Raw genomic sequence first — 19,586 nt, 5'->3', positions numbered from 1 at the left:
GGGGAGGAGGGCGGGTGAGCGGGGGCCTGTCGTTCGTCGGCTGTGGCGCTCTGTAACTTGCCAGGTCGGTCGGAGGGGACGGCTTCAGGCGTCCTCTTCGGGGCCCACGTGGCGAAGGACCGTCCGGTACTCGCCCGTTGCGACGAGCCCGTCGATGACCTCGACCATCGACGGCACGCCCGGGGCGCGGACGATGAGGCCGTCCCAGCACCACCAGTAGTCGCCTTCCGGTTCGCCCGCCCGGCGCTGCCTTTCCATGACGCGGCGCACCTCGTCGAGCGTGAACACGGTTCCCGACCAGCGCTCGCCGTCGTCACGGATGACCCACATGTCCACGTTGCAGACCTCGTCGAGGTCCTCGCCCGCACTGGGCACGAAGCAGATCTCGTAACCGGTGCGTCCGACTCGGTAGAAGGGGCCGTCCCACATGCTCGCTCCGTCTCTATGCCGTCTCTATGCCGTCCAGCAGTACAGGCGGTGGTCCTGCCCGCGGAGGCCGTGGGCAAGCCGGGCCAGATCGCTCAGGATCCGGTGCGTGATCCCTTTGTCGAACACTTCGCCGTCCGCCGCCCGCTCCTGGACCCACAGCCGACTGACCTCGGCAATCCGGGACGGGCCGGCAGCAGCCAGTGCGTCCTGAAGGGCATCGGAGGCGGCGAAGAGCATCGAGCCCTCGCCCTCGCCCTCGTCAGGATCCGCGACGACTTCGGGTTCACCAGCGGCCACCAGCTCGTCAAAGCTCCGACCGGTGAAGATGCCCTCCCACTCGATCAGCGCCTCTTCAGCGTCGAAGTTGCCGTACGACAGCGACTCGAAGACCCCGTCCGGGCCGCCGTCCACGACGGCAGCCGCAGCTTCGTGACTCGGTGCGGCGAAGAACTTGGCGATGATGCTCACCGAGGCATGGTGCCTGCCCGACGGAACATGGTCATCTGCTTTTGGCGCGGAAAGGCACGCCGGAGGAGTGGTCGAAGGAGTAATGGTGCTGGGACTGCTGGGCTTCTACGACGAGTTGGACGACAGGTCCGCGCAACCGAACGGATCGATTCGGGACGCCGTCCGGCCCGTCGGCGAACCGGACGAAGCGGAACTGGTCGCCTACCTGGACGGCGGGCACGTCCTCCTCGACGTCATGGAAGGCGGCCACGACGTCATCACCGGGAGTCCCCACCGGCACTCTCCGGGATGCTCGTCACTCATGACCGACGGCAACTGGCTGTGGCGCATGGACTTTCCGCACTACGTGGAGACACACCACGTCGCGTTGCCGGCCGCGTTCGTCGAGCACGTCCGCGGCCTCCGCCACCGGATGCCCACCATCGCCGTCGCGCGGTTCGCTCCCCACTACGACGAGACCATGCCCCTGGTCGGCTGGTCCTCGGCCGTCCCATGGCGATCGACTGCGACCACGCTCGTCCCCGAACCACGAGCGGTGATCAGCAAGGCCGAGTTCGACGCGGCGACGGCGACCCGGCAGCGGGACCGGCCGGCGGGGGGTTGGAGCAGACCGCGCAAGTCGCGCAAGTCGCCGGGGACTTAGGTTTCGTTGGGACACGGACCGGCGCATGCACGGCGCGCTGCGAGCGGCGGGAATCCCGGCGGAGCTCCACGTCTTCGAAGCGGCCCCACACGGACTGATGCCCCCGGGCATATCGGAGGACGAGCAACTCCTCCAGGAAATGCACCACTTCATCGCGACCGACTGCCCTGCGCCGTGAGCTGTCGAGCGATGAGTTCCGATGCGAAGAGAGGTCTTCTTGGGCATGCGGAATCATGACTTCGTCGTCCAGAAGATCGTCAGGCCCGAACGCACCGTGTCGGGCCCGTGGTTGGAGGTGATCGCCTCGAATCTCGACTACCACCGGGCGACCTTCCTGTGGAAGTGCGAGGGCCTCTCGGACGCACAGTTGCGGCTACGCCCCCTGGGGTCCTCGGCGTTGACCCTGCTGGGGCTCATGCGCCATCTGCAGGGGGTCGAACGCGCCTGGTTCCAGCGGACGTTGGCCGGAGCGACGCCTCGCTTCTTCCCGTATCGGACCTACGTCACCGCTGACGGCGACGAGTGGTACGACGAGTCGGACGCCACGCCGGCCAGGGAGGTCCACGAGGACTACCTCAAGGCGTGCGAGGAGTCGCGGCAGGTGTTCGCGAGGGTGACGGCAGACCTCGCGCGCATCGTGCCGAACCCGGAATTCGGTGACACCGACGTGCGGTTCGTCCTCGAGCACGTGATCGAGGAGTACGCCCGTCACGTCGGCCACGCGGATCTCCTCCGCGAGGCCATCGACGGCGCCACCGGCGAGTGATCCTGCCCGATTTCGGGCAGAAAAGTGGAGGCGGTGTGATGTCGCGTCCTATGGTCGTCGTTCGTGATCGCCATAGCTGCCTTGTGGACCTTTTCCCTGATGGTGGGACTGCTCACCGTCACTCCCGGACTGGACACCGCGCTCATCCTGCGCACCGCCGGACTCGGCCACCGCCGGCGTGCCTGGGGCGTGGTCCTCGGCATCCAGTGCGGCACGCTGATCTGGGGCGTGCTCACCTCGCTCGGTGTGACCGCGCTCCTGACCGCCTCTCACCTCGCCTACGAAGTACTCCGCTGGGCCGGGGCCGCGTACCTCATGTGGATGGGAGGCCGACTCCTGTGGACCTCCTGGCGTCGCTCGGCCGACGAGCACGCGAAGGTGGACCCGACCGAGGCCGGCGGCGGGCCGCGCGCCGACGACGACACGGTGCTCGGCGGCTGGCGTCAGGGGATCACCACCAACCTCCTCAACCCGAAGATGGGTGCCTTCTACGTCGCGGTGCTCCCGCAGTTCATCCCCGCCGGCGCCCCCCACCTCGCAACGGGCGTACTCCTGACCGGTGTTCACATTCTTCTCGCCGTCTGCTGGTCCTGCGCCCTGATCGCCTTCGCGCGGGTACTCCGCGGCCGCTTGCAACGGCCTTCCGTACGCCGCTGCCTCGACCGCGTCACGGGTGCGGCCATCGCCGTCTTCGGACTCCGCCTCGCGCTCGGCGACTGAACCGAAGGGGAGACCCGCCCTGCTCGGTCGATGACGACCACCTTCATCTGGGACCCCGTCGGGCCGCCGTCGCCGACGGTGTTGACGGCGACCTGCCCGGCCTCGACCCGGCGGGCGAGCCGTACCGCGCGTCCGATGGCTGTCGGTTGTGTCGGTCCCTGGTCAGGCGGGGACGCTCACCCGTTGCCGTTCCGCCTCCGCGAGGCGTGCCGAGCGTGTGCGGGTGCCGAAGGCGGCCAGGATCATCGCGCCGAGGAGCCAGGTGCCGGCGATGAAGTAGAAGACGCTCTGGTAGCCGTGGCCGTTGTAGAGCGCGGCGACGATCAGGGGGCCGGCGGCGTTGGACAGGCGGCCCAGGCCGTAGGAGACGCTCGTGCCGAGCGAGCGGCTGCGGGTGTCGAAGAGTTCGGGGGAGTAGGCGTAGGCGAGGGCGGTGTAGCCGCGTTCGAAGAGGTTCACCAGGAAGCCGAACACGACGATGAGGACCGGATTGAAGGTCAGCCCGTACAGCAGGCCGCAGACCGCGATCACCGTGCCGAAGGCGACCAGGCACCACTTGCGTTCGAACCGGTCGGTGACCAGGGAGGCCAGGTAGCAGCCGAGGGGTGCGCCGACGGTGGTCAGGGCCACGTAGAAGACGGACTTCTCGACGCTGAAGCCCTCCTTGGCCAGCAGGGTGGGTGCCCAGCTGGAGTAGCCGAAGAAGCCGATGGTCTGGGTCATCCACAGCGCGGTGAGCAGGAGCGTCGGGAGCAGGTACCTGCGCTGGAGGAGCAGCCGCAGCGGTGCCTTCGCCGAGGGCTTTTCGTCCACCGGGGGCGCGGCTTCGGGGAGCGGGCCCTTCTCCGCGGCGACGCGTGCCTCTATCTCCCGCAGGACCGCGTCCGCCGCGGTGTGGTCGCCCCTGCTTTCGAGCCAGCGCGGTGACTCCTTGAGGTGCCGGGTGAACAGGACGAGCAGGATGCCCAGGGAGCCCCAGAGGTAGACGAGCCGCCACGACCAGTCGGTGAGCGGGACGACCGCGCTGGCGATGAGGTTGGTGACGGGGGTGCCGCAGATGCCGATGGCGATGGCGTACGCCTGATACTTGCCACGGGTGGCCGACGGGTACATCTCGTTGACGTAGACGACTCCCACGACGGTCATCGCCGAGAGGCCCGCCGAGGTCAGGACGCGGAAGACGCCCAGGGAGACCAGGTCCCAGGAGAACACCGCGGCGAACGAGGAGAGGCCGAAGAAGAGAGTCGTCCACAGCAGGGCCCGTTTGCGGCCCCACCGGTCGGCGATGGAACCGGCGACGATCGCGCCGACGAACATGCCGACGAACGACAGCGAGGTGACGTAGGCGATCTGATCGACCGTCACGCCCCAGAGTTTGATCAGTTTCGGCGCTGTGGTGGCGAAGCTGTTGATGTCCGCGAACTCGAAGAAGTACGCGAAGGCGACGGCGAGCAGGGTGACCTTGTGGAAGCGGGAGAGGGGAAGCCGGTCCAGCCGGTTCAGCGCGTTGGCGTGTTGCATGAGCGGCCCTTGTCGAAGTCGGGGAGCAGGAAAGGGAGTTGGAAGGGGAGTTCGGGGAGTCAGCTGTCCTCGCCGGGCCAGTACAGGCGCATCGGGTTGGCGACGAGGAGCTTGTGGCGCTGTTCGTCGGTGACCGCCACCTGCGGGACGTGGTCGACGAGGAGACCGTCGTCCGGCATGTGGTCGGTGAGGTTGGGGTGCGGCCAGTCGGTGCCCCACAGCACCCGGTCGGGGAACTCCGCCACGACGCGGCGGGCGAAGGGGACGACGTCGGTGTACGCGTGACGTTCGCCGTCGAGGGCGGCCGGTCCCGTCACGCTGAGGCGCTCGGGGCAGGTCACCTTCACCCACACGTCGTTGTCCTCGACGAAGCGCAGAAAGCGGGTGAACTCCGGCCCGTCCACCGGCCGGGTCACATCCGGACGGCCCATGTGGTCCACCACGAGCGGTACGGGCAACGACCCGAAGAATCCCTCCAGTTGGGGCAGGTCGGCGCTCTCGAAGTAGAGGACGACGTGCCAGCCCAGTGGGGCGACCTTCTTGGCGATCGTCTGGAGGTCGTCCTCGGGCGAGGCGTCGACCAGACGCCGTACGAAGTTGAAGCGCACCCCGCGCACGCCCGCCGCGTCGAGCGCGAGCAACTCGCCCTCGTCGATGTCGGGTCGTACGGTCGCGATGCCGCGTGCCCGGCCGCCCGACGCCCGGACGGCGTCGACCATGGCGCTGTTGTCCGCGCCGTGGCAGGTGGCCTGCACGATGACGTTGCGGGCGATGCCCAAGTGGTCGCGGAGCGCGAACAGTTGGTCCTTGCCGCCGTCGCAGGGCGTGTACTTGCGTTCCGGTGCGAAGGGGAACTCGGCCTGCGGGCCGAAGACATGGCAGTGGGTGTCGACCGATCCCGGCGGCAGTCGGAAGGCAGGGGCGGACGGATTCTCGTACCAGTCCAGCCAGTTGGGGGACTTGGGGGCGAGCGTGCTCATGTACGTCACCGCCCCTGGCGCTTGAGCAGCGCGTCGAGGCGGGGGTACACGGCGCGGGCGTTGTGTTCCTGGACTGCCGACAGGTCGTCCGCGGGCAGCTTCGCCGCCTCCGCGTAGCGGCGGGTGTCGTCGAAGTGGTGGCCGGTGCACGGGTCCACGTCCCGCACCGCGCCGATCATCTCCGAGGCGAAGAGGATGTTGCGGGCCGGGATGACGTCGTAGAGGAGGTCGGAGCCGGGCTGGTGGTACACGCAGGTGTCGAAGTAGACGTTGCCCAGGACGTGTTCCTCCAGCGGAGGCTTCCCGAGCGCCATCGCGAGCCCACGGAAACGGCCCCAGTGGTACGGCACCGCCCCGCCGCCGTGCGGGATCACCAGGCGCAGGGTCGGGAAGTCCGCGAACAGGTCGCCCTGGACCAACTGCATGAACGCCGTGGTGTCGGCGTTGAGGTAGTGCGCGCCGGTGGTGTGGAAGGCCGGGTTGACGCTCGTACTGACGTGGATCATCGCCGGGATGTCGTACTCCACCATCTTCTCGTAGAGCGGGTACCACGAGCGGTCGGTGAGCGGCGGGGCGGTCCAGTGGCCGCCCGAGGGATCGGGGTTGAGGTTGACCGCGACGGCGCCCAACTCCTCCACGCAGCGTGTGAGTTCGGGGACGCAGGTGGCCGGATCGACGCCCGGCGACTGCGGCAGCATCGCGGCGGGCACGAAGCGCTCCGGATACAACTGGCCGACGCGGTAGCAGAGTTCGTTGCAGATCGCCGCCCAGGCGGCGGAGGTCTCGAACCCTCCGACGTGGTGCGCCATGAACGACGCGCGCGGCGAGAAGACCGTCACGTCGATGCCGCGCTCGTCCATCAGCCGCAACTGGTTCGGCTCGATGCTCTCGCGCAGTTCGTCGTCGCCGATGCGCAGGTCCGCGCGGGCGGGAGCGGCCGACGGATCGGTGAGGGAGGCGATCTGCCGCTTGCGCCACGCCTCCAGGGCCGGCGGAGCGGTCGTGTAGTGACCGTGACAGTCGATGATCATGACGGCGTCCTTCTCGAGCTGCTGGGTGCCGTGCAGCCTGGCCCCGCCCCGCACCGGCGGACGAGAGGGCCGAACGCAGAACTAACCTCCCCTTAACACTCCGGCGAGCACCCGGTCGGTGTGGTCTACATTCGGCTGGACGGGATCGTCGGAGTGGCCGAAAGGAGGTGGGCGGGGTGCAGATACTGCTGGCCGAGGACGACGACGGGGTCGCCGCGGCGCTCGTGGAGGTCCTCTACGACCATGGCCATGTCACCAGACGCGTCCGGTACGGCCGGGACGTCCTGACCTACCACCGCAGCTCCGACCTGCTCCTTCTCGACCTTGGCCTGCCCGACACCGACGGCCTGGACGTGCTGCGCGCCCTGCGCGCGGTCAGTGACATGTCCGTCGTGGTGCTCACCGCCCGCGGTGACGAGCGCTCGGTCGTACGCGGACTGCGGCTCGGAGCCGACGACTACCTCGTCAAGCCGGTACGCCTCGCCGAACTGCTCGCGCGGATCGACGCCGTCACCCGGCGGACCGCGGCGCGGAACGGCTCCACGGTACGGACGGTCCGGGCCGGTGACGTCGAGGTGGATCTCGACGCCCGCCGGGTCCGGGTCGCCGGGACCGACGTCGAGCTGACCACCAAGGAGTTCGACATCCTCGCCGTGCTGGCCGGACGGGTGGGTACCGCGGTCAGCCGTGAACAGCTCCTGGACGAGGTGTGGGGCGACGCCTACCACTCCGTGTCCCGGTCGCTCGACGTCCACCTCACCCAACTGCGCGCCAAACTCGCCCGCCCCGAGCTGGTCACCACGATCCGGGGCTTCGGCTACCGCTTCGGGGACCCCGGGAACTGAGGAGCCGACGCGTGCGCACCCGGGTCCAGGCCGCGCTGCTGCTGTTCGTCGTCATCGCGGTGGCCGCGTTCGCCGTACCGCTGCTGCTGTTCACCGCCTCCGACCGCACCCAGCAACTCGTCCTCGCCCGCAGCGCGGACCTCGACCGCTTCGCCTCCCTCATGGACCAGGCCGCACAGACCGGCGACACCTCGGCCGTCACCGCCGAGGCCCGCCGCTACACCCAGCTGTACGGCGAACCGCTCGTCGTCACCGACACCCGCCGGCGACCGATCGTGCAGACCGGCGGGATGCGGGCCGCCGACCCCGCCGTAGGCCGGTTGCTCGACGCGGCGCTGCGCAACCAGACCGCACACCCCACCGGCGCACTGCGTCCCTGGTCGAAGGGGTCCCGGATGTTCGCCGAGCCCGCGGGCACCGGGACCCGGGTCTCCGGCGCCGTCGTGCTCCGGGCCTCGGTCGACACGGCGGCGGAGGACATCACCCGGCGCTGGGCCGCCGTCATCGCGGGAACCGCCCTGGTCGCCGTCGCCTGCACGGTCCTCGCGCGGGCCGCGACGCGGTGGGTGGTCAGCCCGCTGCGCCGCCTGGACCGCGCGGTCGGACAACTCGCCGCAGGGCTCCCGCCCGAACAGACCCGGGCCGGTGGCCCACCGGAACTGCGCCAGCTCGCGACCGGCTTCAACCGCATGGCGCGTACGGTCACGGCGGCCCTGGAACAGCAGCGCCGGCTCGTCGCCGACACCTCCCACCAGATGCGCAACCCGATGGCCGCGCTACGGCTGCGCGTCGACGCCCTGCACCGCCACCTGCCCGCGTCCGCCGACCGCACGTACACGGGCGTGACCACCGAACTCGACCGCCTGGAGACCCTGCTCGACGACATGCTGACCCTCGCCACCGCGGAACACCGCGCCGGGGAACTCGCCGTGACCGACGGCTCCGACGCCCACTGCGACGCCACGGCGGTCGCGACCGCCCAGTACCGACTGTGGGAGCCGGTCGCCCACCGCGCCGGCACCCGCCTCACACTCCACACCGACGCGACCCCGGTCACGGCCGCCTGCACGGACCACGAACTCGCCCAGATCACCGACATCCTCCTGGACAACGCCATCAAGTACGCGGGCCCCGACGCCGAGATCTCCCTGCGCTGCGCCGCCGAAGGACCGCACGCCACCCTCACCGTGACGGACGACGGACCCGGCCTGACCCCGGAGGAACTCACCCAGGCCACCACGAGATTCTGGCGCTCCGGCAGACAGCGACAGGACGGGACAGCCGGTACGGGCCTGGGGCTGGCCATCGTCGAACAGCTACTGGCGGGCCGCGGAGGCCGACTGGAACTGGGGCCCGCGCGACCGAGAGGACTGCGGGCCACGGCCCTTCTGCCGCGCGCCGTGACCGACCGCAGCGACGGCGGTGCACGATGACCCGCCCCGTCGACCGCCGCACCCTTCTCCACGCCGCTCTCGGCGCCACGACCGCCGCCGTCCTCGGGGGCGCGCTCACGGGCGACACCTCCGGGCAGCGGCCCGGACTCAGCGGTGTCCTGCGCTTCGCGACCGGAGAACCCACTGCCTTCTACGAGGCTTTCGGCCGCCTCCTCGCCGCCGAACTCACGGCGGCATACCCGCGCCTGAGCTGCCGCGTCCGCACCACCCCGGGCAGCCTCACCAACATCGAACTGCTCCGCGACCACCGCGCCGACCTCGCGCTCGTCCTCACCGACACCGCGCGGGCGGCCCAGGGCACCACCCTCTTCCCGCACCCCGTGCCCCTGCGCGCGATCGGCAGGCTGTACGAGACCTACCTCCAGTTCGTCGTCCGCGCCGATTCGAGCGTGCGTACGGTGTCCGACCTGGCCGGACACACCGTGTCGCTCGGCGCGGCCGGATCGGGCGCGGCCGTACTGGGCGAACAGATCCTGCACGCCGCGGGTCTGTCGCCGGGCACCGAGGTCGCCGTACGCCATCTCCCGCTGGCCGACGCGGCCGACGCCCTGCGGGCGCGCTCGGTCGACGCGTTGCTCGTGGCGGGCGGTGTACCGCTGCCGGTTCTGTCCGAACTCGACGACCGGTTCGGTCTGCGGTTCCTGCCGCTGGCCGGCCTGCTGCCCCGACTCGGCGGACAAGGCGGCCAGGCGGCCTCGGGCCTGGAAGAGGTCTCCCTGCCGCAGGGCGCGTACCGGGCGGCGGGCGGAGTCGCCACCATCGGGGTGTCCAACCTGCTGGTGTGCCGCCCCGAACTGCCCCGCGGTGTGGCCGAGGCGCTCACCCGCCTGCTGGTCCTGCGCGCGACCGACCTCGTTCCCCACAACGCCGTCGGCACCCAGTTCCTCGACGTCCGCAGCCTCATCGGCACCGGTGCCGTCCCCCTGCACCCAGGGGCGATCACGGCATACCGCGCGCTGCACGGCTGAGCCCGGGACGATCTCGCCGGTGTACTGCGGTACCAGTGGCCGGTGGTCATTGTGGCCTCCGGGTCCACGGGTCGCGTCGTGGCCGCTCCTAGCCTCGGAAGCAGTGACCCGGCCGGATGCCGGGCCCGACGGAAGCGGGGAGCACCACCGTGATCGAAGTTCACGAACTGACCAAGCGCTACGGCGACAAGACAGCGGTGGACGGCCTGAGTTTCACCGCGCCGCCGGGTCTGGTGACCGGGTTCCTGGGACCGAACGGGGCGGGCAAGTCCACCACGATGCGGATGATCGTGGGCCTGGACGCGCCGACCAGCGGCACGGCCCTGGTCAACGGCAAGCCCTACGCCCAACACCGGGCGCCCTTGCAGGAGTTGGGGGTGCTGCTGGAGGCGAAGGCCGTGCATCCGGGGCGTTCCGCGTTCAACCACCTGATGGCGTTGGCGTACACGCATGGCATTCCGCGTCGGCGGGTGGAGGAGGTCATCGACCTCGCCGGTCTGCACGCGGTGGCGCACAAGCGGGTGGGGGCGTTCTCGCTGGGGATGGGGCAGCGCCTGGGTATCGCCGCCGCGCTGCTGGGTGATCCGGCGGTGGTGATGCTGGACGAGCCGGTGAACGGGCTCGATCCCGAAGGGGTGCGCTGGGTGCGGGAGTTGCTGCGCGGGCTGGCCGCGGAGGGGCGCACGGTGATGCTGTCCTCGCATCTGATGAGTGAGATGGCGCAGACCGCGGACCGGCTGGTGGTCGTGGGGCGGGGGAAGCTGCTGGCGGAGACGACCGTCGACGCGCTGGTCGACCAGTCGGAGGACAAGGGGGTGCGGGTCGCCACCCGCGAGCCCACGCGGCTGCGTTCGCTGCTGGCGGCGCCGGGGGTCACGGTGACCTCGACGGGTGCCGAGCGGCTGGTGGTGTCCGGTCTGGACACGCGACGGATCGGTGAGGTGGCGGCCGAGCACCGGGTGCCGTTGTACGAACTGGTCACCGAGTCGGTGTCGTTGGAGGAGGCGTTCATGCAACTCACCGAGGACGCGGTGGAGTACCAGAGCAGCGACGCGGGGAGGGCCGCCTGATGAGCGCCGACACCACCATCACCACCACGCCGGTGAGTCCGGTGTACCGCGTGACCGGCCGACGTGTGGTCAGGTCCGAGTGGTCCAAGTTCTGGTCGCTGCGCTCCAGTTGGATCACGCTGGGGGTGGCTGTGCTGTTCCTGGTGGCCATCGGGGCGATCGCCGCGGCCCTCTACAGTCCCGACGGCCCGCTGGGCGGCAAGGACGCGCAGTCTGGTGCGGCGTTGACTCTGGCGCTGGCCGGTACCAACCTCGCGGCCCTGGCGGTCGGCGCGCTCGGCGTCCTGCTCTCCGCGGGTGAGTACAGCACGGGGATGGTCCGTTCGACGTTCGCCGCGGTGCCGGGCCGGTTGTCCGTGCTGTGGGCGAAGTGCGCGGTCTACGGCCCGATCGCGTTCGTCACGTCCACCGTGGGCGCCCTGGTCTCGTTCCTGCTGGGCAGCGCCGCGCTGCACGGCGAGAAGATCGCGCTGTCCCTCGGGGATCCCGGGGTCTTCCGGTGCCTGGTGGGCGCGGGTGTGTATCTGGGGCTGGTGGGTGTGTACGGCGTGACGGTCGGCCTGCTGGTGCGCAACAACGCCGGGGGCATCGCGATCCTGGCCGGTGTGGTGCTGGTCCTGCCGGGTCTGACCGGGCTGCTGCCCAGTTCGCTGGGGGACACGGTGAGCCGGTACCTGCCGAGCAACGCGGGTCAGTCGGTGATGACCCTGCACGAGTCGAGTGGTTCCTTGGTGGGTCCGGGGGCGGGGGTGACGGCGTTGCTGGTGTGGGCCGTGTTGTTGCTGGCCGGTGCTGCTTACCGGTTGCGTCGCAGTGACGTCTGAGATCGCGTCCGCGAGGATGGACCCGATGGATCACACAAGGCCGGATCACTCGGGCGGGGCGGGGTCGGCTTCCCGGCCGCCCGGGTCGGTTCGGGCAGCAACGGCATCGCCCTCGCCCGAGCCGATCCCCGGGCGACCAACTGTCGGCCCAGGGGCCGAGGCTGTCTGGGCACACCCCGTCATGCGCACGCTGCTGCGGGTGCTGGGTCGGCTGCGGGCGGTCGACCGGCGGCGGCCGTGGCTGCTCGACAGCATCGTGGTCGTCCTGGTCGCCGCCGCCGCGCCGCCGGACCTGCTCGTGCACGGCCCCGATCACCCCGTGTCGCGCCCGGTGGGTGCAGGTCTGCCGGTCGGTGTGGTGCTGGGCATCGCGGCCGTGCTGGTCGTGCCACTGTGGTGGCGGCGCCGCCATCCCGCCGCGGTCTTCGGTGTCTGCCTCGTGGTGTGCCCGGTCATGTGGTCGCTGGGGCTGGGGCCCGCCGCCGCCCTTGTCCTGCTGATCGCCCTGTTCGACCTGGCGCTGCACGCCTCGCCGCGAGCGATCTGCTGGGCGCTGCCGGTGACCGTGTTGGGGTGGGTGGTGCTCGTCGTCACCGTGATCCCGACGACCGGTCCGGTGGCCTTCCTGATCCTGTCGGTCGGCACCGGCATCGGGGCCGTCGCCCTCGGCCTGACCTTCCGGATCAGCCGGTTGTACCTGTCCGCGCTGCGGGACCGGGCAGCGCGGCTGGAGATCGAGCGCGACCAGCGGGTCCGGCTGACCGCTGCGGCGGAGCGCTCGCGCATCGCCCGCGAGATGCACGACATCGTCGGCCACAACCTGTCGGTCATGGTCAACCTCGCCGACGGCGCCGCCGTACTCACCACCCGCGACCCCGGCCGCACCGAGCAGGCGCTCCATCTCATCGGCGACACCGGCCGGCAGGCGATGGACGAACTCCGGCGCGTGCTGGGGGTGTTGCGCGAATCCTCTGAGCAGGAGGACCCCGAGAACACCCCTCGGTCCCCGCAGCCGGGCGTCCGGGACCTGGACACTCTGCTGGCCCGGGTGCGCGCGGCCGGTCTGCCCGTGGCCTACCACACCGTCGGCCCGGTCGACGCGCTGGGCCGTGGTGTGCAGCTCACGGTGTTCCGCGTCGTGCAGGAAGCCCTGACCAACACCCTCAAACACGTCGGCCCCGGTGCCTCGGCCGACGTCACGGTCGCGGTCGAGGACGAGCTGCTGCGCGTCCGGGTCACCGACACCGGTTCACTCTCGCGGAGACCGTCCACGGCTCACCGCGGGGACAGCGGACATGGCCTGGTCGGCATCCGCCAACGGGCCGCGCTCTACGACGGCACCGCCACCATCGGACCACGCGAGGACGGCCAGGGCTGGATCGTGGACGTCCTGCTCGATCCGTCCGCCCAGGCCACCTCCGGAGAAGCCACGCCATGACCACGATCCTGATCGCCGACGACCAGCCGCTGCCCCGCATGGGCTTCCGGATGCTGCTCGACGGTTCCCCCGGCGTGAGCGTCGTGGGCGAGGCCGACAACGGCGCGCAGGCGGTGCGCATGGCGGCCGAACTGAGCCCCGACGTGGTCCTGATGGACGTACGGATGCCCGGTCTCGACGGCATCGAGGCCACCCGCCGCATCGTGGCGGCGGGCGGCCGCACCCGCGTGCTCATCCTGACCACCTTCGACCTCGACGAGTACGCCTACGCCGGACTGCGTGCCGGGGCCAGCGGCTTTCTGCTCAAGGACGTCCGGCCGGCGGAACTCCTCGCCGGGATCCAGGCCGTCGCGACCGGCGACGCCGTCGTGTCCCCCCGGTTGACCCGTCGTCTGCTCGACGCGCACGCGCACGACGTGCTCGCGCCGGACGCGGGACCGCGTACGGACCCACGGTTGGCGACGCTCACCGAACGCGAGCACGAGGTGCTCGTCGCCATCGGCACGGGCTGGACGAACGCGGAGATCGCCGAACGTTTCGTGCTGACCGAGTCGACCGTGAAGAAGCATGTCGGCCGGGTGCTGGCCAAGGTCGGAGCCCGGGACCGCATCCAGGCGGTCATCCTCGCCTACGACGCGGGGCTGGTCGCTCCCCGGCAGTGAGCACCGCACGCTTCGGTGTCGTGGGCATGACAGTGTGCCGCCGAGGTGACTCGGCGGCACACTGCCGTGCGTCAGGCTTGTTGTCTCAGTTGGTCGACGTCGAGGCGGTCTCCTTCTTGTACAGCTTCAGCGGTACCCGGCTGATGATCGAGTCGAGGGAGGAGTTGTTCCGCCCGTCGGCCCAGGTGACGTAGGCGTACTTGTCGGTGAGCGTGATGCCCGACCAGCGGTCACCGGGCGGGCCCGTCTCGCCGACCGGCTCGGTGACGTGGTTGACCTGCACCGGGGCGCTGAAGGAGCGTCCGTGGTCGAAGGAGACGGCCGAGAACGCGTCGCCCGTGGTGGTCCGCCACATGACCCCCAGATCGCCGTTCGCGCCGAAGTCGATCGCCGGCCGCACGGCGCCCGTCGCGGAGATCGTTGCCGGGCCGGTCCAGGTCTTGCCGGCGTCCGGGGTGACGTAGACGTCCAGGGTGTTGGAGTCCCGGGGGACCATGACGGCGAACCGGCCGCGGTGGGAGGTGTCGGCGGCGACCCATGGGACGGGGTCGGCTGCCGCGCCCAGGGCGGGCACCGGCACCAGGGATCCGGTGCCCGCCGCGACCGGGTTGCCCTGGCCGTCCTTGAGGGTGGTGTTCGTCCACGTCTTGCCGTCGTCGCGGCTGACGTGGAAGTTCACCGGCTGGCCCGCCTCCTGGGAGGCCGAGACGAGGATGCCGCCGTACACGGCGATCTCCCGGCCCGGGTAGCCGCACACGAGCGGGATGCCGGGCGCCACCTCGATGCAGGGCATCGGGCCCGGGATGACCCGTGAGTCGCTGCTGAAGGTCTTGCCGCCGTCCGCGCTGACGGAGACCGCGCTCGGGTACTCCCAGGCCGCCCCGGCGACCGCGTAGACCTTGCCGGTCGCCGCGTCCACGCGCATCTTCGGGGCCCCGCCGAGGAGCAGCGGTGTGGACACCGGGTCGGTCCAGGTCCGGCCGCCGTCCGTGGACTTGGCGACCTGGTTGTGGTTGACGAGGTTCGCGGCCAGGCCTGAACTGACCTGGTTGTTGTCCACGTACACGGTGCCCTTCGCGTCGAACTGCACGCTGGGCTCACCGCACTTGGGCGCCGCGGTACCGAGCGGCCAGGCGACCTGGGTCCAGGTGTCGCCCCTGTCGTTGGAGTAGGCGAGGAAGCAGCCGCCGTCGACCGGCTCCAGGCCCGGCGACGGCGGGAAGATCGTCGACACGAAGACCAGGTTCTTCGGATTTCTCGGGTTGACGGCGACCGTCGGCTGGCCCTCCTTGGTGGCCAGCATGTTGGTGACGTCGACCTCGTGGATGGCCGCGTTGCCCACGCCCGTCGGCGAGGCCACCGCGGCGGGTGATCCGTACACCAGGAACAGCGCGGAGAATGCCGCCGCGCTTAACGTCGTGGAGGAATTTCTGAACAGCGCCATGTGATCCTCAATTTCCGTGTTCGTCGGAACAGAGTTCGTTTGTGCTCTGGAGCACGGGATCGAAAGCGGCCGGATGTCTATAAGTCGTTTTCTTGCGAAAAGGTAAAATCGACTCCGCCGCAAGGTAAACTGCTTCTCTTTGCTGCGCCGTGATCCAGCCAGCTCAGGCTAGAGAAAACCGCCGCCGTGTCCGTGGGACCACGGGAGACAATTGATCTGGCGGGGTGGTACCGCAGTACCATTCCGCCGGGCGAATACCGCATCCATGGGTGAGTCGGCCGAAACTGGCTATCGTGATCAATAGGAACGCCCTGATTCGCTGCCGGACGCCCGCGGCAGGGCGCCGGACCGATCTTCGTGGCCGGCGATGAGTTTCCTCTCCTGGCTCCGTCCTGCATGGTGAATACCAAGGAAGCGGAGGCAGGGATGAGCAACACCACCCGCATCACACAGGTGGCCACGGTCGGAATGCGCGTCACCGACCAGCAGGGGTCCCGGACGGCAACACCCTCATTCTCGTTGGAAGCTCCTGATCAGGCGGTATCCGCGATGGACAGGCAATTCACCGCGACCCTGCGGAAGAGCCCGGGCAAGGGTGGCTGGACCTATGTCGTATGGCCGGAGTCGGCCGAGTACTTCGGCACCCACGGCCTGGTGAAGGTCCGGGGCACGATCGACGGGCATCCGTTCCGCAGTTCGTTCATGGCCCTGGGAGACGGCACGCACAAGCTGCCGGTGAAGGCGGAAGTGCGCAAGGCGATCGGCAAGGAGGAAGGAGACACCGTGACAGTCCGTCTGGAGGAGCGGCTGGACGCCTGACTTCCGGGACGTCCGCCCTGTCGTGCTGGGGCGTGCCGTCTGGGGCGATCTCCTGGTCGGTGCGCCCGGAATGATGTGTCCCGGAATGATGTGCCGCCGCTAGACGGAGAGTCCGAAGCCGCCCGTGACCCGCAACGTCTCTCCGGTGAGAAAGGACGCCTTCGTCGAGGTGAGATAGAGCAGCGCCTCGACGATGTCTCCCTCCGTACCCTCGCGTCGGAGAATCTGCTCGCCCAGCGCGCGCTCCACCTCGGCCCGTGGTACCTCGGCCCGGATGGTGTCGGTGAAAATGAGTCCGGGTGCGATCGCGTTCACGCGGATACCGTCCTCCGCGAACTCGCGCGCGAACGACATCGTCAGGCCACGGACGGCGAGTTTGGACACGGCGTAGGCATTCCGGTTGGCGTAGGCCGCGGACGAGGAGATGTTGACGATGCCGGCGCCGACCCGTCCGCGCATGGCCTCTCTCACCGCGAGCGAACAGATGACCACGCCCATGATGTTGACGTCGAACAGCCTCCGGATCTTCGTGAGTCCGAGCTGGGTGAACTGCTGGTAGTAGTCGGCCGCGTGCAGACCCGCGTTGTTGACCATGATGTCGACACCACCGTGCCGTTCGGCGATTCCGCTGATCATCTCCGCGACACCGTCCTCGTCGGTCACATCGCAGACGGTTCCGGTCGCGCTCCCGCCCTGCGCCGTGAACGCCGCGGCAGCCGACGTGGCCGCGGCGCCGTCGACATCGGCGAGAACCACGTGCGCGCCCCGCGCCGCCAACGCGGCGCCGAAAGCACGTCCCAGCCCCCGGCCGCCCCCTGTGACGATCGCGACCTTGCCCCGGTACTCGTCGTCGGACATCCGTCTCTCCCGTCCTCGTGGTTCGTTGGATGCGGCACGACGTGGCGCGACCCGCCGTCGCCGTCCTCGTGTCCGGACGCTCAGCAGTACGTCGGAATGCGACAGCCGACGGCCGGCGCCGGCTGGGGCGTGTGAACCGGCGCCCGCGCCCCGGGTGGGCCGGACATCAGGCCGGCGACCTGCTTCCACGTATGGACTTCTTCACTCGTCGGGCACCGAGGGCTGCTCGACGTCGTTCACGCGGCGGTAGACGACGGCTCGCTCTTCGGCGCCGGTGAACCGCGTCAACTCCGCGCGTACGCGTTGGCCGACGGCCACTCCTGGCCCCTGTTCGTCGAGCAGGATCCCCGGCAGCCGTGGCCCCTCGTCGAACTCGACGAGGGCGAGGACGTAGGGAACCAGGGCCGCGAACGCCGGCACGCTGCCGTGGTGGACCACGATGAAGCTGTAGACGGTGCCGGTACCGGTGACGTCGGTGAACGACGTCGGTCCGCCGCAGCGGTTGCAGCGTTCGAGCGGTCTGGCGAGCCACGTGCCGCAGTCCGAACAGCGGCACAGCGCGATGCGTCCCTCCCGCGTGGCCTCCCAGAACCCGGCGCTGTCCGTGTCGATCAGCGGTGCCGGTGGTGCTGGGATCGGTCCGGTCCGGTTCATCGCGACGCCTCGTAGATCAGGGCGCCGCCCGCCGGACCGGCCCCTGCGGTGACGAGAGCGTGGCGGGCATCGGGGACCTGGCGGCCGCCGGCGTCGCCGCGTAACTGGAGGACCGCCTCGTAGTGATGGTTGAGACCGTGCAGGTACCCCTCCGACAGCAGCCCACCGTGCGGGTTCACCACGACATCGCCGCCGTACGTGGCCCGGCCCTCGCCGAAGAACGCGCCGACCTCGCCCTTCGGGCACAGTCCGAAGTCCTCGACCGTGGCCAGCACGGTCCCGGTGAAGCAGTCGTACATGCAGGCGACGTCCAAGTCCGCGGGACGCAGACCGGTGCTCGCCCAGAGGCGCTTGGACGCGTAGGCGGAGTACATCTCGGACATGTCAGGGAAGTTCGTCCAGGAACCGCCGTGTGTGTGGGCTTCGCCGAAGCCCGCGATCCGGATCGGGTCATGTCGCAGAGACCTGGCTCGCTCCACCGTCGTGACCACGAGGGCCACCGCGCCGTCGGTCTCCAGGCAGCAGTCGTAGAGGCGGAACGGTTCGTATATCCAGCGGGCGGACAGGTAGTCGTCCATGTCGAACACCTGTCGCTGCATGGCATGGGGATTGGCCGCGGCGTGCTTGCGGGTGGTGATGGCGATCTGTCCGAAGTCCTCGTCCCGGGTGCCGTACACGTGCTTGTGCCGCTGGGCGAACATGGCGATCCACATCGGCGGTACGACGAACCCGTTCAGGGCGGCGAACTGCATCTCGCCCCTCATCGGCAGCGCTGGCCTTTCCCCTCGCCCGTAGCGGTTGCCCGACCTGCCCTGGAGGGAACGGAAGACGACCGCCACCTCGCAGACACCGGCCTGGACCGCGGCGAACGCCTGACCCACGACAGTGACCGCGATGTTGCCCCCGCCGTACACGTCCATCGCGAGCCCGAGGTCGAAGGCGCCGACGGCCCGTGCGACGTCGGCCGCTGATGCCGAGTCGTTGGTGTGGAAGTCGATGACGCCGTCCACCTCGGTCGGCCGGAGCCCGGCATCGTCGAGTGCGGCGCGCGCGGCTTCGGCGGCCATGGCCAGGGGGGTCCGGCCCGAGGACGCGCTGAACGGCGTCCGGCCGATGCCCACGACCGCTGCCTCACGCGTATCCATCCGACCTCCGTGCCCTTGCCGCGGGCCCATCATCGAATCCAAATAGATGACACTTTTCTATCTCCTGCTCGGCCTTGCTGGCTACCCTCTGGCAGCAGGGGAACGGTGCCGCACATGTTCGGCGGCTGCGCCGCGGCGGGGCCGGTCCGCCGGGGTGACGGTCCTCGACCTTCCGGAAGGGGGACCCTTTGAGCAGCATCTACCGCAGCTCGGATCTCGACGTGTCGGCCGATACGGCTTGGGACTTCATCGAGCGATACACCAGGTCTGAGGTGCATGTCTTCTCCTTGTGCCGGGCCGAGCGGCAGGAGGGGGAGTATCGCGTCGTCACGTTGGCCGACGGCCGGGAGATCTGGGAGCGAAACGTGTCGGTCGACCCGGTGCACCGGAGAGCGACGTACACGGTACGAGGTCTCAACGGGGCTGAGCATCACCAGGCCGAGATGCGGGTCGAGGTGGATCATCGTGAACGGGCGCGTCTGATTTGGGTCACTGATTACCTTCCGCACGAGATCGCCGAACAACGGGCCGCAAGCTACGACGCTCTGTTCGCCGAGCTTGTGGCCGCCGTCAATTCCCACGGCTGCGGAGGAGACCACTGCCCGCGCCGAGAGCGATGACGCCCATGGCGGCGCTGGTGATGAGGCCCTGGGTGCCGTCGATCGCGAAGGGCGCGACCGCGGCGACGGCGAGGTTGAACAGGAAGAGGAACCACAGGACGGGGCGGGAGGAGAGGAGTGCCTTCACGGGGATTTCCTTTCGGGAAACTGGGTGTCTGCGTGTCTGCGTGTTTGCGTGTCTGCTGGAGTGCCGGAAAAGGTGCGGCGGCCCTGGAGTCGGTGTTCTC

Annotated in this window: 22 protein-coding genes; 12 read left to right on the top strand and 10 right to left on the bottom strand. The window is 69.7% G+C overall.

Features of this window, described 5'->3' with window-relative positions; genetic code table 11:
• Positions 1-84 precede the first annotated feature (84 nt).
• Positions 85-429, bottom strand: a complete 345-nt coding sequence (locus JHN45_RS36030; RefSeq protein WP_201053604.1) for a hypothetical protein — start codon at positions 427-429, stop codon at positions 85-87.
• Positions 430-453: 24 nt separating this feature from the next.
• On the bottom strand, positions 454-897 hold the full coding sequence (locus JHN45_RS36025; protein ID WP_201053602.1) for a hypothetical protein: 444 nt from the start codon (positions 895-897) through the stop codon (positions 454-456).
• Between the two features lie 82 nt (positions 898-979).
• Here JHN45_RS36025 and JHN45_RS36020 point away from each other — a divergent pair, with 82 nt between their 5' ends.
• From JHN45_RS36020 to JHN45_RS36010, 3 genes are all read left to right on the top strand, one after another.
• Positions 980-1,540 (top strand): hypothetical protein, encoded by a 561-nt coding sequence (locus JHN45_RS36020; protein ID WP_236584486.1) that lies wholly within the window; start codon positions 980-982, stop codon positions 1,538-1,540.
• Between the two features lie 223 nt (positions 1,541-1,763).
• Entirely contained in the window at positions 1,764-2,306 is a 543-nt protein-coding gene (locus tag JHN45_RS36015) for a DinB family protein (RefSeq protein WP_201053600.1), read from the top strand.
• Positions 2,307-2,405: 99 nt separating this feature from the next.
• Positions 2,406-3,026: a LysE family translocator gene (locus JHN45_RS36010; RefSeq protein ID WP_201053598.1), complete on the top strand. Its 621-nt coding sequence runs from the start codon at positions 2,406-2,408 to the stop codon at positions 3,024-3,026.
• A gap of 162 nt (positions 3,027-3,188) precedes the next feature.
• Here JHN45_RS36010 and JHN45_RS36005 read toward each other — a convergent pair whose 3' ends face one another.
• Genes JHN45_RS36005 through JHN45_RS35995 form a run of 3 tightly spaced genes read right to left on the bottom strand, consistent with a single transcriptional unit; the run spans position 3,189 to position 6,558 of the window.
• Positions 3,189-4,547 carry an MFS transporter gene (locus tag JHN45_RS36005; protein WP_201053597.1) on the bottom strand — a complete coding sequence of 453 codons (1,359 nt, stop codon included), beginning with the start codon at positions 4,545-4,547 and terminating at the stop codon, positions 3,189-3,191.
• Positions 4,548-4,606: 59 nt separating this feature from the next.
• Entirely contained in the window at positions 4,607-5,527 is a 921-nt protein-coding gene (locus JHN45_RS36000; RefSeq protein ID WP_201053595.1) for an amidohydrolase family protein, read from the bottom strand.
• 5 nt (positions 5,528-5,532) lie between these two features.
• On the bottom strand, positions 5,533-6,558 hold the full coding sequence (locus JHN45_RS35995) for an amidohydrolase family protein (protein WP_201053593.1): 1,026 nt from the start codon (positions 6,556-6,558) through the stop codon (positions 5,533-5,535).
• Positions 6,559-6,734: 176 nt separating this feature from the next.
• Between JHN45_RS35995 and JHN45_RS35990 the strand changes: the two genes are divergently transcribed.
• The 7 genes from JHN45_RS35990 (at position 6,735) to JHN45_RS35960 (ending at position 13,819) form a co-directional block, all read left to right on the top strand.
• Positions 6,735-7,403, top strand: coding sequence for a response regulator transcription factor (locus JHN45_RS35990; RefSeq protein ID WP_200714101.1), 669 nt, complete (start codon positions 6,735-6,737; stop codon positions 7,401-7,403).
• An 11-nt stretch (positions 7,404-7,414) separates the two neighbouring features.
• Positions 7,415-8,836 (top strand): HAMP domain-containing sensor histidine kinase, encoded by a 1,422-nt coding sequence (locus JHN45_RS35985; protein ID WP_201053591.1) that lies wholly within the window; start codon positions 7,415-7,417, stop codon positions 8,834-8,836.
• Positions 8,833-9,825, top strand: coding sequence for a TAXI family TRAP transporter solute-binding subunit (locus JHN45_RS35980; RefSeq protein ID WP_201053590.1), 993 nt, complete (start codon positions 8,833-8,835; stop codon positions 9,823-9,825). Before JHN45_RS35985 ends, JHN45_RS35980 begins: the two co-directional genes overlap by 4 nt.
• A 149-nt stretch (positions 9,826-9,974) precedes the next feature.
• The gene (locus tag JHN45_RS35975; RefSeq protein ID WP_201053588.1) at positions 9,975-10,895 is read left to right on the top strand and encodes an ABC transporter ATP-binding protein; all 921 of its coding nucleotides are present in this window, start codon (positions 9,975-9,977) and stop codon (positions 10,893-10,895) included.
• A complete protein-coding gene (locus tag JHN45_RS35970) occupies positions 10,895-11,719 on the top strand; it encodes an ABC transporter permease (protein ID WP_201053586.1) in 825 nt (274 codons plus the stop codon). The genes JHN45_RS35975 and JHN45_RS35970 overlap by 1 nt, the downstream gene beginning before the upstream one ends.
• Before the next feature lie 181 nt (positions 11,720-11,900).
• Positions 11,901-13,157 carry a sensor histidine kinase gene (locus tag JHN45_RS35965; RefSeq protein WP_201053584.1) on the top strand — a complete coding sequence of 419 codons (1,257 nt, stop codon included), beginning with the start codon at positions 11,901-11,903 and terminating at the stop codon, positions 13,155-13,157.
• Positions 13,154-13,819, top strand: a complete 666-nt coding sequence (locus tag JHN45_RS35960) for a response regulator transcription factor (RefSeq protein ID WP_200714095.1) — start codon at positions 13,154-13,156, stop codon at positions 13,817-13,819. The genes JHN45_RS35965 and JHN45_RS35960 overlap by 4 nt, the downstream gene beginning before the upstream one ends.
• Positions 13,820-13,904: 85 nt before the next feature.
• On the opposite strand, the gene JHN45_RS35955 is transcribed toward JHN45_RS35960, so the two are convergent.
• Complete coding sequence (locus tag JHN45_RS35955) at positions 13,905-15,263, bottom strand: sialidase family protein (RefSeq protein ID WP_201053582.1); 1,359 nt, start codon at positions 15,261-15,263, stop codon at positions 13,905-13,907.
• A 549-nt stretch (positions 15,264-15,812) separates the two neighbouring features.
• Between JHN45_RS35955 and JHN45_RS35950 the strand changes: the two genes are divergently transcribed.
• Complete coding sequence (locus tag JHN45_RS35950; RefSeq protein WP_200714112.1) at positions 15,813-16,082, top strand: DUF1905 domain-containing protein; 270 nt, start codon at positions 15,813-15,815, stop codon at positions 16,080-16,082.
• A gap of 99 nt (positions 16,083-16,181) precedes the next feature.
• On the opposite strand, the gene JHN45_RS35945 is transcribed toward JHN45_RS35950, so the two are convergent.
• From JHN45_RS35945 to JHN45_RS35935, 3 genes are all read right to left on the bottom strand, one after another.
• The gene (locus tag JHN45_RS35945; RefSeq protein ID WP_201053575.1) at positions 16,182-16,940 is read right to left on the bottom strand and encodes an SDR family NAD(P)-dependent oxidoreductase; all 759 of its coding nucleotides are present in this window, start codon (positions 16,938-16,940) and stop codon (positions 16,182-16,184) included.
• Between the two features lie 201 nt (positions 16,941-17,141).
• Entirely contained in the window at positions 17,142-17,594 is a 453-nt protein-coding gene (locus JHN45_RS35940) for a Zn-ribbon domain-containing OB-fold protein (protein WP_201053573.1), read from the bottom strand.
• A complete protein-coding gene (locus JHN45_RS35935) occupies positions 17,591-18,739 on the bottom strand; it encodes a lipid-transfer protein (protein ID WP_201053564.1) in 1,149 nt (382 codons plus the stop codon). The genes JHN45_RS35940 and JHN45_RS35935 overlap by 4 nt, the downstream gene beginning before the upstream one ends.
• Positions 18,740-18,927: 188 nt before the next feature.
• Between JHN45_RS35935 and JHN45_RS35930 the strand changes: the two genes are divergently transcribed.
• A complete protein-coding gene (locus JHN45_RS35930; protein WP_201053562.1) occupies positions 18,928-19,359 on the top strand; it encodes an SRPBCC family protein in 432 nt (143 codons plus the stop codon).
• Here the strand turns inward: JHN45_RS35930 and JHN45_RS35925 are convergent.
• Positions 19,310-19,486, bottom strand: a complete 177-nt coding sequence (locus JHN45_RS35925; RefSeq protein ID WP_200714089.1) for a hypothetical protein — start codon at positions 19,484-19,486, stop codon at positions 19,310-19,312. The genes JHN45_RS35930 and JHN45_RS35925 overlap by 50 nt on opposite strands.
• Positions 19,487-19,586 lie beyond the last annotated feature (100 nt).

Origin of the sequence: Streptomyces sp. MBT53 (assembly GCF_016654115.1) — a bacterium.
In the GTDB taxonomy this organism is placed as follows: Bacteria; Actinomycetota; Actinomycetes; order Streptomycetales; family Streptomycetaceae; genus Streptomyces.
This window is presented reverse-complemented; position numbering and strand designations above follow the sequence as displayed.